The following is a 15,696-nucleotide window of genomic DNA, read 5'->3' as shown; positions in this document are numbered from 1 at the left end:
AACCTTCAAGAAGATAGGTGGTGTAGAAGATGAAAATTTTGGTTATTAACCCTGGTTCTACGAGTACGAAGGTTGCTGTTTTTGATGATGAAAATATGATTGCGTCAAAGACATTAAGACATGCACCGGAAGAATTGGCACTGTTTAATAAATTAACCGATCAATTCGAATTTCGTGCCAAAATCGTTGAGAATTTCTTAAATGAAATAGGCGTCGAACCCGAGGAACTCGCGGCCGTTGTTGGTCGCGGTGGACTTTTGGATCCTATTCCAGGAGGTACATACAAGGTAACGGAAGATATGTTGGAAGTGCTCAGAGAAGCAAAAAACGGTGAACATGCATCAAACTTAGGTGCACTCATTGCCTATGAATTTACCAAAAGATACGGCATACCTTCGTTCATCGTAGATCCCGTCGTTGTTGACGAATTAGAGACTCTTGCAAGGTACACGGGTCACCCGATGTTTAGAAGAAAATCTATTTTCCACGCGCTGAACCAAAAGGCAACTGCAAGAAATGCGGCTGCACAGCTTGGAAAGAAGTACGAAGAGGTCAACCTCATCGTTGTGCACATGGGTGGAGGTATATCGATAGGAGCGCACAGAAAAGGCAGAGTTGTTAATGTGAACAATGCCCTTGATGGAGACGGACCATTTACACCAGAGCGAAGTGGGACGTTGCCTTTAACACAGTTAATTGACTTGTGCTACAGTGGAAAATATACGTACGACCAGATGAAGAAAAAGATCAAGGGTGCTGGCGGGATGGTTGATTACCTTGGTACGAATGATGCGATGGTAGTCCAGCAGAGGATTCGCGAAGGTGATAAGGAAGCAGAACTTGTTTACCGAGCAATGGCTTATCAAATAGCAAAGTGGATAGGCAGAATGGCGGCTGTTTTGAAAGGAGAAGTAGATGCGATTGTGCTAACCGGTGGACTGGCATACGACAAGGAATTCATGGTGAAATGGCTCACAGAATACACAAGTTTCATTGCTCCTATCCTCGTTTTCCCCGGTGGGGATGAGGAAAGAGCGTTAGCTATGGGAGCTCTTAGGGTTTTAAGGGGTGTTGAGGAAGCCAAGATATACTGGGAAAATGTTTTGCAACACTAACAAGAAAGGAAGTAAACCGAATGGCAAAGAATTATGCATTCATAGGTTTGTTTGGGAGCGGTAAGACTGAGGTGGCGATTAATTGGGCACTGAAACTAAAGGAAGAGCACGATAAAGTGGCAATTATCGACGGAGATATAATCTCCCCGTACTACAGAACAAGAGATGTTGCTGAAGAACTCGAAAATGCCGGATTGGTGACAGTTTACCCTAAAGGGGCATTAAGGAACGCAGACTTACCAATTATCACCGGTGGTGCAATTGGGTATCTTTTAAATCCCGATTTCAGGACAGTCATTGATGTTGGTGGTGAAGAAAACGGGATTGTCGTACTTGGTTACTTGAAACCATATCTTGGTGACTCGGAAATAAGTATGGTTGTGAATATTGCAAGGCCTTTCTCTTCAACAGTGGACGGGATAATTAGAGCATACGAACAATTGCGCAGGGTTGCGAGAATTAAGGTGGACTATCTCATAAACAACGCAAACCTGTCTTATGAAACAACACCAGATTTGATTAGAAAAGGGGAAGAGATAATCTCAAAGGTTTCAGAAATCATAGAAGTTCCTGTAAAGTGGACCGTTGTTCCAGATTTTATCAGCGAAAATGATTTTAGATATCCGGTGTTTAGGATTCGTCGATTCATGAAAATGGAATTATAAAATTTTTTGAATTCATTTTTTCGCAAAGGAGGATGCGTATGCCAAAGGTCAAAGGTAGGATAGAGATCGATCAAGAAAGGTGCAAAGGTTGCGGATTATGTATCAGCGTTTGTCCGATGAAAGTTATCGAGTTCAGTGATACGTTCAATTCAAAGGGTTACCATCCAGCTGAACCTAAACATGTTGAAAAATGTATCGCCTGTGGTTTTTGCTATAACATGTGTCCCGATGTATGTATTACAGTCTACCGTGAAGTAGAGAGCGCATAATTTGAGGAGGGAAGACTGATGAGTGAAAGAGTTTTAGTAAAAGGAACAGAAGCAATAGGCGAAGCTGCTGTTAGAGCTGGTTGTCGTTTGTTCTTTGGTTATCCAATAACACCGCAAAACGAATTGCCAGAGTATATGTCCAAGAGAATGCCAGAAGTTGGAGGAACATTCCTCCAAACAGAGAGTGAAGTAGCAACAATCAACATGGTATATGGTGCGGCATGTACAGGTACGAGAGTAATGACCTCGACTTCCTCTCCAGGTTTTAGTTTGATGCAAGAAGGCGTTTCTTACATGGCTTGTGCGCAGTTACCGGCAGTTCTTGTCAACGTTGTACGTGGTGGACCCGGGCTCGGTGATATTCAACCATCGCAAGGCGACTATTGGCAGGCAACGAAAGGTGGAGGCCACGGCGACTACAAGCTCATTGTGCTCGCTCCTTCAACAGTTCAGGAAGCCGTTGACCTTACTTATCTTGCTTTCGATTTAGCTGATGAGTACAGAAATCCTGTATTGATAATAGCTGATGGCGTTATTGGTCAAATGATGGAACCTGTTACGTTCCCTGAATTCAGAGATTTAAACACGTTACCAAAGCACGAGAGCTGGGCTTTGACAGGTGCGGATGGTAGAGAGAAACACATAGTTGTATCGTTCGACATAGATCCTTACGTGCTTGAAAAGATGAACCTCGAACTTGTTGAGAAGTTCAAGAGGATTGAAGCAAAGGAAAAGAGATGGGAAGAGTACAAATTGGATGATGCAGAAATAGTTATTACAGCGTTTGGAACGGTAGCAAGGATTGCAAAGAGCGTCGTTGAACAGGCAAGAAGAGAAGGAATTAAAGTGGGACTTTTCAGACCAATTACACTCTGGCCATTCCCGTATGAAAGATTAGAAGAAATAGCAAAGGGTAAAAAGTTAATTTTCGACGTTGAAATGAACATGGGACAGATGTTGGAAGATGTTAAGCTCGCAGTTAAGGACCATGCACCTGTTGAATATTACGGCAGGCTTGGAGGAGTTGTCCCAACACCTGATGAAATACTCCAAGCATTGAAATCTAAACTCGGGAGGTAATGGATATGGCATTTGAGGTTATATTGAAAAAGCCGGAAAGCCTTACTCAAAAAGAATTTACATATTGTCCGGGATGTACACACGGAATTATACACAGATTGGTTGCAGAAGTTATCGATGAGCTTGGAATAAGAGAAAAGACAATCGCTGTTGCTCCGATTGGTTGCTCTGTTTTTGCCTATCAGTTCTTTAATACAGATGCAACTGTTGCAGCTCATGGAAGAGCTCCCGCTGTTGCAACCGGTATGAAGAGGGCAAGGCCGGATCTGTATGTTTTCACTTACCAAGGTGACGGAGATCTTGCAGCAATTGGAACTGCGGAGATTATTCATGCAGCAAACAGAGGAGAAAAGATTACAACGATTTTTGTAAACAACGCTATTTACGGAATGACTGGTGGTCAAATGGCTCCTACAACATTGCTCGGTATGAAGACAACAACCACACCATACGGTAGAAGTGCGGAAAATGATGGTTACCCACTTCATGTTGCTGAAGTAATAAAGGAAGCAAGAGGTGTCGCATTCTTGGCCAGGACGAAGGTTAACACTCCTCAAGATGTGGTTAAGACAAAGAAAGCAATAAAGAAGGCTTTTTTAGCGCAGATAAAGGGCTTAGGATTTGGGATGGTCGAAGTACTATCCACATGTCCGACGAACTGGGGAATCGACCCTGTTAGTGCACTGAAATGGTTGGAAGAGCATATGGTTCCAGAGTACCCACTTGGAGTATTCGTTGACAAGGTAGGGGATGAGCAATGACAACAAGGATGATCTTCGCAGGATTTGGTGGACAAGGTGTCATGTTGATGGGACAGATCCTTTCCCTCGCTGGGATGTTACAGGGTAAAAACGTTACGTGGATGCCATCATATGGACCAGAAATGCGTGGAGGAACTGCAAACTGTACCGTTGTGATAAGTAATGAACCAGTTGCGTCTCCAGTTACCGATAAAGCGGAGGTTATTGTAGCGATGAACATACCTTCTCTTCTAAAATTTGAGCCTGCGGTAACACCAAATGGATATCTTTTTGTCAACCAATCGGTTGTGGACAGAGAACCAGTAAGGAATGATATAAACATCATCAAGGTACCTTGTAATGAAATCGCTGATGAACTCGGCAATCTGAAGGTTGCAAACATGGTCATGCTTGGCGCAGTTGTTGGAGCAACAGATGTTGTTGATGTAGAGAGTGTATTCAAAGCACTTGAAAAGAAACTCAGTGGTGGAAAAGCTACGCTTATTGAAATTAACAAACAAGCTATTCTAAAAGGCATAGAGATAGCAAAAGAACAACTTAGAAAGTGAGAAGCAAACGATACTTTTAAGGCGGATTAGATAGATACACACACATTATGCCGGGTTTCTAACCCGGCAATTTTTTATAGCACGTTTTACAGTCAACGTGTTATAATTGAATCGAATGTAGAGAATTCTTATTAATTGAACGATAAGGTACCTTCAGTGGTCAAAACTTATAGGAGGTGACGAAGGATGAAGAAGTGGACATTTAAAGGGATTTTTGTTTTGATGATACTTTTTGCGGTCATAAGTTTCGCGGATTTTTACCTTAACGTAGGTACCGTTCAAATTGGAAACGACAACTATATGGTTTATGAATTCGGACCTGAGTTTTCAATAGGTCCTGTAACACTTGGGCTTACTCTTACAACGTATGCAACCGATCTAACGACTGGTAATTTTTATTTTGGATATCCTGGCTTATCAGCACCAAGCACCAACATTATCGACGGTATTAACATAACAGCTTTGGGATTAGACCTTGGTAACGTTTGGTTCAGATACGGCAGGATGAAACCAATAACTTACGGAATGGGTTTAATTTTCAGTGGTTATTCTAATCCGAGTGCAAGAACCGTTGATGTAGGTATCAGATTGGGATCCTTGGACGCCTCCGCACATATACCTTACCAAATGGCACAACTTTCAACATTTACCTTCACTCAATCAGATCCGTTGTATACGGCAATTGTAAGCTCGAAGATTTCTCTCTTCGAGCTATCACTCTTTGGCGGAGTAGACATGGATGGCTTGAAGGAAGATGCAGTTGCCACACCACTTACATATGCTGCAGGTGTTTCAATGACCACGAACGTAATCGGTTTTGTACTTGGTACAGAGGCCGGAGCACAAATTTGGAAGGACGGAACAGTCGGTTATGGTGCGTTTGGTGGTATATTTGGAGATTTTGGTATGCTGCAGTTTGTTGCTGGTCCGTTCTACGCATCCGACGGATTTAAACCATGGCTTATTTCAAGAAACTATGCTTTCGAGAAATTACAACCGGATTTCGGACCGGAGAAATACAAATCAGATGTTGGTTACATCGCAAATTTGGCTTTGACATTCACGCCGTACGGAAAAGTGGTAATTCTTTTGAAGGGGAATTTCGAAGGAAATATGACGCTTTCTGGTGAAGGACTGATCAACATACCAGCTATCGGTGGTACGAATGGTTTGGTTCTCTACGGTTATCTGTACGACGACACACCTTTCAAAGAAGGTCAGATCCTCGATTCCGATACATTGGCAAGAATAACTATAGCGTATCCTGTTTTTGGTAGTTTCTACGCGGGCGTAAAATACATTTGGCAAGATAATGAGTGGAAACAGACCGCATTTGTTGGAGGGACAGCGAATTTCTAAGTTCGCCGTGTTTTTGACTGTAAGGGTCTTGAAAATGTCGGTCTCTGGTGATATAATATATACAGAAATTGAGCGGGTGTAGCTCAGTTGGTAGAGCATCAGCTTCCCAAGCTGAGGGCCGCGGGTTCGAATCCCGTCGCCCGCTCCAAATAACCAGGAAAGCAGGCAGACCCATGTAGGGGGTCTGCTTTGTTATAAAATAAAAATAAAAAGCCGTGGGGCGGATGGAGGTTGAAAAAATGCCACAGAAGAAGGAAAGTGTTAAGAAGACCTCAAAAGATTCTGAGGTCGATGGTACGCTTGTTTTTAAGGAAGCCCTTACGTTTGACGATGTTTTGTTAGTCCCACAGTATAGTGAAGTATTACCCTCAGATACGGACGTTTCAACTCGTCTGACTCGCTTGATAAAACTCAACATTCCTCTCGTTAGTGCTGCTATGGACACTGTTACAGAAAGCGAATTAGCCAAAGCATTAGCTCGTGAGGGTGGTATAGGAATAATTCACAAGAACCTTTCCATTAAAGAACAAGCGCATCAGGTGGAGATTGTCAAGAGAACAGAAAATGGCGTTATTGAGAATCCTGTTGTTATACATCCTGACGATACTGTTTTCAACGCATTGAAGCTTATGGCGGAGTACAAAATTGGAGGTTTTCCTGTAGTCGACGATGAGGGACGTTTGGTCGGGCTATTAACTAACAGGGATGTAAGGTTCGAAAGGGACGTTAAAAAGAGAGTCAAGGAACTTATGACTCCCAGGAAGAAGTTAATAGTTGCAAAACCGGGGATTTCGCTCGAAAAAGCGAAAGAGATCCTCCACGAGAATAGGATAGAGAAACTTCCGCTCGTTGATGACGATGATAAACTCGTTGGACTCATCACAATTAAGGACGTACTCAGCGTTATCGAACATCCGAATGCGGCAAGAGACCAGAAAGGTAGATTACTTGTAGGAGCTGCGGTCGGTACTGGAAAAGATACGTTTGAGCGAGTCGAAGCACTTGTGAAGGCTGGCGTTGACGTCATAGTCGTAGACACAGCACACGGTCATTCAAAAAAGGTTATTGAAACTGTCAGGGCTATCAAGAGAGATTATCCAGAGTTGCAAGTTATTGCCGGAAATGTTGCAACAGCGGAAGCGACAGAAGAGCTTATAAAGGCAGGGACAGACGCGGTAAAGGTAGGAATCGGGCCAGGTTCCATCTGTACAACTCGTATAGTTGCAGGTATAGGCGTACCTCAGCTCACAGCAATTCTCGATTGCGCTCAGGTAGCTAAGAAGTACGACGTTCCTATTATCGCTGATGGTGGTATCAGATACTCTGGAGACATCGTTAAAGCACTTGCAGCAGGTGCAGAAAGTGTTATGCTTGGTAGTATATTCGCAGGAACTGAAGAATCTCCTGGAGAAACAGTTCTCTACCAAGGAAGAAAATACAAAGTCTATAGAGGTATGGGTTCTATTGGTGCGATGAAATCAGGAAGTGCTGACAGGTATTTCCAAAGCGATAATCAAAAGTTCGTCCCAGAAGGTGTTGAAGGGATGGTACCATATAAGGGTGCAGTTAAGGACGTTGTTTACCAATTAGTTGGTGGATTAAGAGCCGGCATGGGTTATGTTGGAGCAAAAGATATAAAGGAACTCCAGAAAAAGGCTAAATTCATAAGGGTAACTCAGGCTTCGATTAAAGAAAGTCACCCACATGACATCGTTATCACGAAAGAACCACCAAACTACTGGAGCGGTCAGTAATAAATTGGATAAACGTTAGCAGTTTGTAAGTATTAAAACTAAGCGGGGTAGATAAGTAGCCCCGCTTAGTTTATCCATCACTGACTCATTGTGTGCTACCAATTTTCCTTTCTATGACTTGCAACCATGAGTTTCAAACCTATTTCTATTAATCCTGCTGCAATAATTGCTACGACGAACTCCCAAAATCCCATCTTTATGTAACCTAAAGCTTGGGTGATGATTAATCCACCTAAAATCGAGAGTCCAAGGCCGTTGGGAAAACTCTTTATCATGCTAACGATACCACCAACAAGCGCTATTGCGCCGAAGACTAACCAAACCGGAGAAGTTACAGATAGGACGACACTCAAGAGAATGAACACACCTGCCGTGAAAAGTATCACACCCCAAAACACAATACCACACCCCTTTCTGAGTTTCGTACATTTAATCCAACTTGGTTACAGGATTTCCTTCGAGCTCTCTGCAATTGAACAATTTAGCACTGACCTTACCTTTGTTTTTCAAGAAGTCAGTTTCCAGTGCTTGTACACTTATCGTACCTGTGTTATAAATTGTTTCCGCCCTTAATAAATTTACCTTTATTTCGCCGGTGTTATCGATCACTTCCAATTTCGCCGTTTCAATTATCATCAAGCCTGTATTTTCAACTGATTCGAGTTTGATGTCTTGACATTCTGTTTCTCCTTTGTTTTCCATAGTTTCACCGGTAATGCTTTTGACCTTCATTCTTCCTGAGTTCTCTATTCTTTCAGACTCTACTTCCTTTGCTTCAATGCTCCCCATATTGGTAATTTCCTCAGCTTCTAAGACTCCAACATTACAGTTACCGCTATTCACGAGACGTTCAAGTTCAACATGTTCTGCATTTAGTATACCACTTTTTGAGACGACCACGCTCTCTGCTTGTAAATTGTTAACGGTAAGTGAGCCTGTTAAGATAAGATTTTCGCATTCAATGGAGAGAGCAGAAAGTCTTCCGTTAACAATTACTTTTTCTTTTTTGAGAGAATCTATCTTGTGCTCGCCATCGATGAATATTTCTCTCTCGGACTGAAGCTTGACTTTATCGGCGAATAGCTTATTAACTAATGGGATATCAAAAGACACGATGTTATGTTTTCCAACGACGTTTGGAGTGCCTTCCTCTTTTGAAAGTATTAAGTTTACATCTCCGTCAACTTGACCTCCAGCCCAGATTATTTTGGACCTCACAGCATTTAGATTCCCGTTTATGATCCCTTGGATTTCGACAACGCTGTTTACCACTGAAACATCACCTTTGACCTTACCTTTGATCACAAGCTTTCCGTTAGTCATAGATATGCTTTTGTTTAGTTCTTCACCTTCCAGAATTTCCTTTGTTATCTCTACAAAATCTTCTGCATCGTATTTATCTCCAATCTCTTTCTCATAGAGCGCCTCTATCAGTTTTTCGGCATCCTGGGGGGTTATCTCTCCACTCTCGACAGCCTCCAGTACTCTCCTTAGTTCCGATCTATCCATAGTTTTTCACCACCTTTTGGTAAAGGTCATTCTTCAATCCTTATGCCGTGTAAAAAAGGTTTAATTATGAGATTGCGCACCATTCCAAGTATACCGTTTATGAAGAAGTTATTCACTTCGTTTACCTTTCCATCCACTGTGGGTCTTGTACCTTTGTATGAGCAACCTACCATCTCAAGGTTACGTCCGATGCGCCCCCCATTCCACACAATATTTGTGCCAACGAGTTCTACATTCCCGGTTACTTCACCAGAAAAGATCAGTTCGCCGAAAACCACTTCAAGGTCTCCAACAAGTCTTCCGTTTATAACTGCTTTTCCGTTCACTACTTCAACTGTTCCAACGTACTCTTCACCGGGATTTATCATAAATTCTCTACCGATGTACGTTCTCTGTTTCCTCACATTTTTGTTCATTCTTTTCTCCATAACAGCCTGGATGAGTTGTTCTGCTTCATCAACCGTTATTTCTTTTCGCGAAAGAGCTTCCAGAACCGCTAAGATATCATTCGGAAGTTCTCCCATCGGTTTCACCTCTCTTCTTTTTCAAAAGAGCAATAGCTTCTTCAACCGTGATCTTCTTTTCTTTAAGTAGCTTGTAGACATCGTTGGAGTCAACCTGCTCTTCATCTTCCTCAATAGGTGTAAGTCCCATCTTTTCCAAAACTTTGTCGAGTCTTCCTCTAAGTGCAAAGTAACCAATCCCAGTGAGTCTTTCCATTTCTTTTAAGTTTCCTTTTGTTCTCAAGAACATCATAATAAACCTCGTATCTTCTTCATCGAGATAAGCAAACGAAGGCGCTTCAAATGAACCACTAACGGTCACACCATCATCGTCACATCTTAACTGAATTACTTTCATCGGCTTTCCACATACTGGACACCTTGGTAACATCTTAGCCACGGATTTCACCTCCCAAAATTATTGTACCACTTTCCAAATAATTTGTCAAATTAAACAAAAAATACACAAAGAGTTCTTGGCAAACAATGTAAAGCTGTGAAAAAACATCTCTTTGAAATTTACATATGTTGTGGTATAATCACATTGCATTGTGCTGTCTTTATGATTCTCTTTAAATTTGGGGGGATTTGTGTGGCAAAGGAAAAGTTTAACCTTCAAGATCGCTTTTTGAACATCGTTAGAACGCGCAAGATAGAGGTCAAAGTTTACTTGGTCAACGGCTTTCAAGCTAAGGGGATTGTTAGGTCGTTTGATAACTTTACGGTTCTTTTGGAGAATGGTAAGCAACAGATGCTTATTTACAAACATGCTATCAGTACGATCCAACCTGCTCAGTACATCATGCTTATGAAGACCGAAGAGCAAGAATCGGAACAACAAGAACAACAAGAACAGCAGGATTCTGAAGATTCGCAAGAATAATTTGGCTGAATGTACAGCTCTTTGGAAAGGGGATGACAAAGTTTAGGAAGAAGGGGTTAATAATAGCGGTTGCGCATGATATTAACCTTAAAACGAATGAATCACTTGAGGAATTAGAACTGCTTTGTAAGACGTTAGGGATTGATGTTTTAGAAAAGGTTGTTCAGCGCAGGGAAAAACCCGACCCGGCAACTTACATTGGCAGCGGTAAACTCGAGAAGATAAAAAAACTCTGCGATGAAAACCAAATAGATGTTGTTGTGTTCGATGATGAGATTACACCTGTTCAGCAAAGAAACTTAGAAAGTATCCTAAAAGTCCCTGTTCTCGACAGAACGCAGGTAATTTTGGAAATTTTTTCCAAACATGCGACAACTTACGAAGGAAAAATACAAGTAGAAATGGCAAAGCTAGTTTATGAGCTACCTCGACTTAGGGGTAAAGGTTTGTATTTATCCAATCCTGGAGCAGGAATAGGTACTAGAGGACCTGGCGAGACTGCTCTTGAACTCGATAGAAGGAAGTTGAAACAAAGGATCGCAGTGCTAAGGAAAGAACTAAATAAGTTGAAAATTAACAGGGAAAATACGAGAAGAGCAAGGTTGTCGAGTGGCTATTACCTTGTTTCAATCGTTGGTTATACGAATGCAGGAAAGAGCACGCTTTTGAGTGCTTTGTCCAAAGAAAGTGATATACTCGTTTCTGACAAACTTTTCTCAACGTTGAACCCTACCATTCGAAAAGTTAAGTTACCAAGTGGTCGATGTTGTCTTGTAGGTGATACGGTCGGGTTCATAAGTAAACTGCCGCATACACTTGTCGAGGCTTTTCATTCTACACTGGAAGAGATTTTGTACTCGGACCTTCTTTTGCTTGTGGTCGATATTTCGGATCCATTTTATAAGGACAAAATTGCCGCATCGTACGATGTTTTGCAAGAGATAGGAGCATATGAAAAACCAAAGATGCTTGTTTTTAACAAAATAGATGCTCTGCCTGAAGACAAAGTCGAACTCATAAGGTACGAATATCCCGAGGCGGTTTATATATCAGCTAAACACAGAATAGGTTTTGATGATTTATTCTTAAAACTGGAAAGTTATTTTAAATCGTTCGACGTGCACCTGAATATCAAAATGGCTCATAGTGATTATGGACTTGTTTCTAAGTACTTTGAATATGTGAGGATAGAAGAATTGAGCTCGTCCGATGGTTATGACTTCGTTCAGATAAGTGGTCCCGAAAGTATTGTGTTAAAAATAAAAAATATCTTGGATTCAAGAACTGAGAATAATTGCTTTAAGGAGTCAACTATGCAAAATTAAATTTTTGTTTTGAGTGTGAGATAGCATAATCAATATTGAACTTCTCTTTCTTTCTCAACATTGCGTACAACGTTCGCAATAACTTGTGTACTACTGACATTATCGCTTTTTTGTACGGTAAACCTTGCTGCCTTTTTCGTTCATAGTATGTTCGGAAATATTCGTTGTGAATCACTACACTCACTGCCATTAGCCATAGTATTCGTCTTAGGTGGGCATTGCCCCTTTTCGATATGTGTCCTTCTACTTTGCTTTTGCCTGATTGGGCAATGCTTGGATCGAGTCCACAATACGCAATGAGTTTTTTGTATGTACTAAATCTTGAGATATCTCCAACTTCTGCCAAGAAATGCATCGCGCTGTTTTCACCAATACCTGGTATTGACGTGAGTATCTCGATATCAAGGTTTATCGCACTACATTCGCAATATTCTTTCATCATCTTGTCGTATTCTTCAAGCTGTTGCTGTAAAAATTGTAGTTCTTTGATATTTTGCACAAGAATCTTTTCTTTCATCGGCCAATATTGAGCAATCGAGTTATTAGCGAGTTCTTTAAGTTTTTGAGCATTAAGTTTTGTACTTCTGCCACGGTCTTTGGAAAAGAACACATCCAGATTACGAGCCTTTTGAATAGCCTTGGCAGAAGGGAAATGAGAAAGAAGATTGAGGATAGTGTCACTGTAGATATTGGTAACTCTTTCGAGTTCAGGGAAAAGAACGTTGAGCAGTTTTTCGATATTGCCTTTAACTTTTGCGATGCGGTGGATAATGTTTTCGCGTGCTCTGACAATATCACGAAGCTCAGAGTTGACAAAAGCAGAAGAAGGAATTTGATGTTGTAGGTAAAACAAAGCAGTAGCGATAATGCGAGCATCGATTTTGTCGGTTTTGGTCTTTCGAAGAGAAGCAAAGTTTTTAACAGTTAGAGGATTAAAAACAGCGCAAGCAAAGTCGTTGGAAGAAAGGAAAGCCAGAAGGTTGAGATGATAACAGCCAGTAGATTCCATAGCGATGATGATGGATTGTTTTGGGAAGGCAGAGAGTTTGTTTGCGAAGGAGGAAAAGCCTTGCTGGGACATATCGAAAGAAGATTCGAAGATGATGGAACTGGGATTAGAGATAGCGCAGACGTTGAACTTATCCTTGGAAACATCGATGCCGACGAATATGGAGAAGTTATTCATACAAGAACCTCCTTTCGAATGATGAGGGCAGGGAGCCTGCTGAACCAATCCTCCATGCTGACGAGGGCTGAAAGCCCAACCAACTAATCATGGTTAAAGGCAGGCAACAGACTCCTTAAATGGCTTAAAAGCCAAGGTGACATAAGTTGTCCTGCCCTCAATTTTTTTAAGCTAAATTATTTATACCATATTTTTATGTAGGAGAGGTGAACATGGAAATTAGAGATTTTGGGTTTAAGTTCTTGTTATCAGTTATTGTCTTCTTCATCGTCTTCACACCTTCCTTGTTAGTTGCGCTATACCAGTTGCCGGTTGATAGCTCGTATATAACGGCTACGTTCATGGAATTTCGCTCTACTGGGAAAATACCGCATTTTCACTCTGGAATTGATTTCAGTACGTTTCTTAAAGAAGGCGTTCCGATAAAAGCAGCTGCCGATGGTTTTGTAAGAAGGTTGGAAATAGACTTAGATAACATCTATGGTAACACCGTTGTTTTGGAACATCCTGATGGATATAGAACACTGTACGCCCATCTTTCAGCGTTTGCAGACAAATACGAAAAACTGGCAAATATGCTAAGGGAAGAGTTTGGTTCAAAAAGGATTGTTGTGGAGTTCTTGTCGGACGACTTGAAGGTATCAATCGGTGAGTTAATAGGTTATTCTGGAAGAACTGGCGAAGCAGCTCAACCGCATTGTCATTTCGAGGTGCGAGATAAAGAAGAACGAAATATATATGATCCTTTGGATTTCATTGATAAGAAATTATTGAAGCCTGTCCAGATGGGGATCATCTTGAAAGATTTGATAATTGATGGCAAGCAGTATCCATATTCAGAGAATGCTACATATGAGTTTTCAGGAGCTTATCCAAGAATAGCTGTTGAGGCATACACAGAATTAGCCAAAAATTTACTTGGAGTTAAAGAAATAAAGGTGTACTTTTCGGATGATTTGGTGTATCATATAATACTTGATAAGTTACCTATGGAGTACTGGGAAAAGCCGAATCTTCTCTATGACGAACACACTGTAATGACATCCTTGGTTTACCGTGCGTATTATAAGTTGTACTCTGATGAGGATTCTCCTTTTGTTAGGGTAAATAAGGTAAAGCAGTATGGTGGAAGTAATTACAAAGTGTCTCTTGAAATTAAAGATGCTTTTGGAAATGTTGGTAAGTTTTCTTTCAATCTCCAAAGAAGGTGATTAATATGTTCTTTTTTAGGAAAAAGGAGAAAACCGAGTCAGACTTAGAAAGGAATCCATTTTACAAAGAATCGAACGCACTGGTGGTATACATCAAATGTAATAAATGTGGGGAAGTATTCAGGAGCCATCTGAGGATCGGCTACGACTTTATAATAGATTACGACAACAGATCAGCTCCGTTCAAGATCGAAAAGATTTACGTAGGTTCGAAATGCCCCAATAAAATTGAGTTGAAAGCAAAGTTCACTGGTTCGTACAAACCAGTGAGCATCGAAATAGAAGGTGGAAAGTTTATATCAAAAGAAACTTACGAAAGGGAGGCAGAGAGATGAGAAGGCTGTTCACAAGCGAAAGTGTTACCGAAGGACACCCAGACAAGATGGCAGATCAGATTAGTGATGCCATCTTAGACGCGATTATCGCAGAGGATCCAAAGGCACGCGTCGCTGTCGAAACGTTGCTCACGACAGGTGTTGCCGTTGTTGCCGGTGAAGTAACGACAAGGGCATACGTCGACGTTCAGGATATTGTGAGAAAGACCGTTCTCGATATCGGTTACACAAGGGCAAAGTACGGTTTTGATGGAGAAACTTGTGCAGTTCTTTCTTCGATACACAGTCAGTCACCTGATATAGCACTCGGTGTTGACGAAGCAGCAGAATACAAAGAAGGCCAAAAAGCTGAAGACGAATTTGAAAAAATCGGTGCCGGCGACCAGGGAATGATGTTCGGGTACGCTACAAACGAAACAGAAGAGTTTATGCCTCTTCCGATAATGCTTGCTCATAAGTTAGCCATGAAACTTGCCGAAGTCAGAAAGAACGGTACCGTACCGTTTTTGAGACCAGATGGTAAGACTCAGGTTACTATTGAATACGATGAAAATGATAGACCGATTAGAGTAGATACGATCTTGATATCAACTCAGCACGAACCGGATGTGACAATTCCAGAGATTAAAGAAGCGCTTGTAAAGTACGTAATCGATCCTGTGATTCCGGAAGCGCTCAGGGACAACAAAATGCGAATTCTTGTCAACCCAACAGGGCGTTTTGTTCTCGGAGGTCCAGCGGCTGATACGGGTTTGACGGGAAGAAAGATAATTGTTGATACTTACGGTGGAGCTATACCACACGGTGGCGGTGCGTTCAGTGGTAAAGACCCGACGAAAGTTGACAGGTCTGCACACTACTTTGCAAGGTATGTTGCTAAAAACGTTGTCGCAGCAGGTTTGGCAGACAGATTCATGATTCAAATTGCATATGCGATAGGAGTTGCAAGACCGGTGTCCATAATGATCAATACATTTGGTACATCAAAAGTAGACGAGGAAAAGCTCCTGAAAGTTATAACAGAGCTCTTCGATTTCAGGCCAGGTGCCATTATTAAAAAGCTCGATTTGCTTAGACCTATCTACAAAAAGACAGCTGCATATGGTCATTTCGGAAGGAACGACCCAGATTTCACATGGGAAAAGACCGATATGGCAAAAGAGTTAAAGGCAGCGTTCAATCTTTGAACTTTT

General features: G+C 41.5%; 18 protein-coding genes and 1 tRNA gene. 14 read left to right on the top strand and 5 right to left on the bottom strand.

Annotated elements, in window-relative coordinates:
* The first annotated feature begins 29 nt into the window (after nt 1-29).
* From buk to guaB, 9 genes are all read left to right on the top strand, one after another.
* Entirely contained in the window at nt 30-1,115 is a 1,086-nt protein-coding gene (gene buk / locus CBS1_RS01010; protein WP_033191296.1) for a butyrate kinase, read from the top strand.
* Between the two features lie 20 nt (nt 1,116-1,135).
* Nucleotides 1,136-1,780 (top strand): ZPR1-type zinc finger protein, encoded by a 645-nt coding sequence (locus tag CBS1_RS01005; protein ID WP_033191295.1) that lies wholly within the window; start codon nt 1,136-1,138, stop codon nt 1,778-1,780.
* A 38-nt stretch (nt 1,781-1,818) separates the two neighbouring features.
* Nucleotides 1,819-2,049, top strand: a complete 231-nt coding sequence (locus CBS1_RS01000; protein ID WP_033191294.1) for a 4Fe-4S dicluster domain-containing protein — start codon at nt 1,819-1,821, stop codon at nt 2,047-2,049.
* Nucleotides 2,050-2,067: 18 nt separating this feature from the next.
* Nucleotides 2,068-3,129 (top strand): 3-methyl-2-oxobutanoate dehydrogenase subunit VorB, encoded by a 1,062-nt coding sequence (locus tag CBS1_RS00995; RefSeq protein ID WP_033191293.1) that lies wholly within the window; start codon nt 2,068-2,070, stop codon nt 3,127-3,129.
* 5 nt (nt 3,130-3,134) lie between these two features.
* Entirely contained in the window at nt 3,135-3,890 is a 756-nt protein-coding gene (locus CBS1_RS00990) for a thiamine pyrophosphate-dependent enzyme (protein WP_033191292.1), read from the top strand.
* A complete protein-coding gene (locus CBS1_RS00985; protein ID WP_090222848.1) occupies nt 3,887-4,438 on the top strand; it encodes a 2-oxoacid:acceptor oxidoreductase family protein in 552 nt (183 codons plus the stop codon). The genes CBS1_RS00990 and CBS1_RS00985 overlap by 4 nt, the downstream gene beginning before the upstream one ends.
* A 186-nt stretch (nt 4,439-4,624) precedes the next feature.
* Nucleotides 4,625-5,797, top strand: a complete 1,173-nt coding sequence (locus CBS1_RS00980) for a hypothetical protein (RefSeq protein WP_090222850.1) — start codon at nt 4,625-4,627, stop codon at nt 5,795-5,797.
* Nucleotides 5,798-5,869: 72 nt separating this feature from the next.
* Nucleotides 5,870-5,945 (top strand) — tRNA-Gly (locus tag CBS1_RS00975).
* 91 nt (nt 5,946-6,036) lie between these two features.
* Nucleotides 6,037-7,551: an IMP dehydrogenase gene (gene guaB / locus CBS1_RS00970; protein ID WP_090222852.1), complete on the top strand. Its 1,515-nt coding sequence runs from the start codon at nt 6,037-6,039 to the stop codon at nt 7,549-7,551.
* Nucleotides 7,552-7,646: 95 nt separating this feature from the next.
* Here the strand turns inward: guaB and CBS1_RS00965 are convergent, their stop codons facing one another.
* Genes CBS1_RS00965 through CBS1_RS00950 form a run of 4 tightly spaced genes read right to left on the bottom strand, consistent with a single transcriptional unit; the run spans nt 7,647 to nt 9,954 of the window.
* Entirely contained in the window at nt 7,647-7,949 is a 303-nt protein-coding gene (locus tag CBS1_RS00965) for a hypothetical protein (protein ID WP_090222854.1), read from the bottom strand.
* 31 nt (nt 7,950-7,980) lie between these two features.
* Nucleotides 7,981-9,060 (bottom strand): SHOCT-like domain-containing protein, encoded by a 1,080-nt coding sequence (locus CBS1_RS00960; protein ID WP_090222856.1) that lies wholly within the window; start codon nt 9,058-9,060, stop codon nt 7,981-7,983.
* 26 nt (nt 9,061-9,086) lie between these two features.
* Nucleotides 9,087-9,584 carry a hypothetical protein gene (locus tag CBS1_RS00955; protein ID WP_033191288.1) on the bottom strand — a complete coding sequence of 166 codons (498 nt, stop codon included), beginning with the start codon at nt 9,582-9,584 and terminating at the stop codon, nt 9,087-9,089.
* Nucleotides 9,565-9,954 carry a DUF2089 domain-containing protein gene (locus tag CBS1_RS00950; RefSeq protein WP_164969273.1) on the bottom strand — a complete coding sequence of 130 codons (390 nt, stop codon included), beginning with the start codon at nt 9,952-9,954 and terminating at the stop codon, nt 9,565-9,567. Before CBS1_RS00950 ends, CBS1_RS00955 begins: the two co-directional genes overlap by 20 nt.
* A 201-nt stretch (nt 9,955-10,155) precedes the next feature.
* On the opposite strand from CBS1_RS00950, the gene hfq reads away from it, so the two are divergent.
* On the top strand, nt 10,156-10,446 hold the full coding sequence (gene hfq / locus CBS1_RS00945) for an RNA chaperone Hfq (protein WP_033191287.1): 291 nt from the start codon (nt 10,156-10,158) through the stop codon (nt 10,444-10,446).
* 32 nt (nt 10,447-10,478) lie between these two features.
* Nucleotides 10,479-11,771, top strand: coding sequence for a GTPase HflX (gene hflX / locus CBS1_RS00940; RefSeq protein ID WP_090222859.1), 1,293 nt, complete (start codon nt 10,479-10,481; stop codon nt 11,769-11,771).
* On the opposite strand, the gene CBS1_RS00935 is transcribed toward hflX, so the two are convergent.
* Nucleotides 11,758-12,957: an IS110 family RNA-guided transposase gene (locus CBS1_RS00935; protein WP_241685499.1), complete on the bottom strand. Its 1,200-nt coding sequence runs from the start codon at nt 12,955-12,957 to the stop codon at nt 11,758-11,760. The two genes, hflX and CBS1_RS00935, sit on opposite strands and share 14 nt — an antisense overlap.
* Before the next feature lie 212 nt (nt 12,958-13,169).
* On the opposite strand from CBS1_RS00935, the gene CBS1_RS00930 reads away from it, so the two are divergent.
* The 3 genes from CBS1_RS00930 to metK are packed head-to-tail and all read left to right on the top strand — an operon-like array spanning nt 13,170 to nt 15,690.
* Nucleotides 13,170-14,168 carry a M23 family metallopeptidase gene (locus tag CBS1_RS00930; RefSeq protein ID WP_090222300.1) on the top strand — a complete coding sequence of 333 codons (999 nt, stop codon included), beginning with the start codon at nt 13,170-13,172 and terminating at the stop codon, nt 14,166-14,168.
* 5 nt (nt 14,169-14,173) lie between these two features.
* Entirely contained in the window at nt 14,174-14,503 is a 330-nt protein-coding gene (locus CBS1_RS00925) for a hypothetical protein (RefSeq protein ID WP_033191285.1), read from the top strand.
* Nucleotides 14,500-15,690 carry a methionine adenosyltransferase gene (gene metK / locus CBS1_RS00920; protein ID WP_090222299.1) on the top strand — a complete coding sequence of 397 codons (1,191 nt, stop codon included), beginning with the start codon at nt 14,500-14,502 and terminating at the stop codon, nt 15,688-15,690. Before CBS1_RS00925 ends, metK begins: the two co-directional genes overlap by 4 nt.
* Nucleotides 15,691-15,696 lie beyond the last annotated feature (6 nt).

The organism is Fervidobacterium changbaicum (assembly GCF_004117075.1).
In the GTDB taxonomy this organism is placed as follows: Bacteria; Thermotogota; Thermotogae; order Thermotogales; family Fervidobacteriaceae; genus Fervidobacterium; species Fervidobacterium islandicum.
This window is presented reverse-complemented; position numbering and strand designations above follow the sequence as displayed.

Coding starts and splice junctions, on each gene's coding strand:
- metK (WP_090222299.1), top strand. CDS start 14,500: ATGAGAAGGCTGTTCACAAGCGAAAGTGTTACCGAAGGACACCCAGAC.
- CBS1_RS00930 (WP_090222300.1), top strand. CDS start 13,170: ATGGAAATTAGAGATTTTGGGTTTAAGTTCTTGTTATCAGTTATTGTC.
- CBS1_RS00960 (WP_090222856.1), bottom strand. CDS start 9,060: ATGGATAGATCGGAACTAAGGAGAGTACTGGAGGCTGTCGAGAGTGGA.
- CBS1_RS00955 (WP_033191288.1), bottom strand. CDS start 9,584: ATGGGAGAACTTCCGAATGATATCTTAGCGGTTCTGGAAGCTCTTTCG.
- CBS1_RS00950 (WP_164969273.1), bottom strand. CDS start 9,954: ATGTTACCAAGGTGTCCAGTATGTGGAAAGCCGATGAAAGTAATTCAG.
- CBS1_RS00935 (WP_241685499.1), bottom strand. CDS start 12,957: ATGAATAACTTCTCCATATTCGTCGGCATCGATGTTTCCAAGGATAAG.
- CBS1_RS00925 (WP_033191285.1), top strand. CDS start 14,174: ATGTTCTTTTTTAGGAAAAAGGAGAAAACCGAGTCAGACTTAGAAAGG.
- guaB (WP_090222852.1), top strand. CDS start 6,037: ATGCCACAGAAGAAGGAAAGTGTTAAGAAGACCTCAAAAGATTCTGAG.
- CBS1_RS00990 (WP_033191292.1), top strand. CDS start 3,135: ATGGCATTTGAGGTTATATTGAAAAAGCCGGAAAGCCTTACTCAAAAA.
- CBS1_RS01000 (WP_033191294.1), top strand. CDS start 1,819: ATGCCAAAGGTCAAAGGTAGGATAGAGATCGATCAAGAAAGGTGCAAA.
- CBS1_RS00980 (WP_090222850.1), top strand. CDS start 4,625: ATGAAGAAGTGGACATTTAAAGGGATTTTTGTTTTGATGATACTTTTT.
- CBS1_RS00995 (WP_033191293.1), top strand. CDS start 2,068: ATGAGTGAAAGAGTTTTAGTAAAAGGAACAGAAGCAATAGGCGAAGCT.
- buk (WP_033191296.1), top strand. CDS start 30: ATGAAAATTTTGGTTATTAACCCTGGTTCTACGAGTACGAAGGTTGCT.
- CBS1_RS00985 (WP_090222848.1), top strand. CDS start 3,887: ATGACAACAAGGATGATCTTCGCAGGATTTGGTGGACAAGGTGTCATG.
- hflX (WP_090222859.1), top strand. CDS start 10,479: ATGACAAAGTTTAGGAAGAAGGGGTTAATAATAGCGGTTGCGCATGAT.
- CBS1_RS01005 (WP_033191295.1), top strand. CDS start 1,136: ATGGCAAAGAATTATGCATTCATAGGTTTGTTTGGGAGCGGTAAGACT.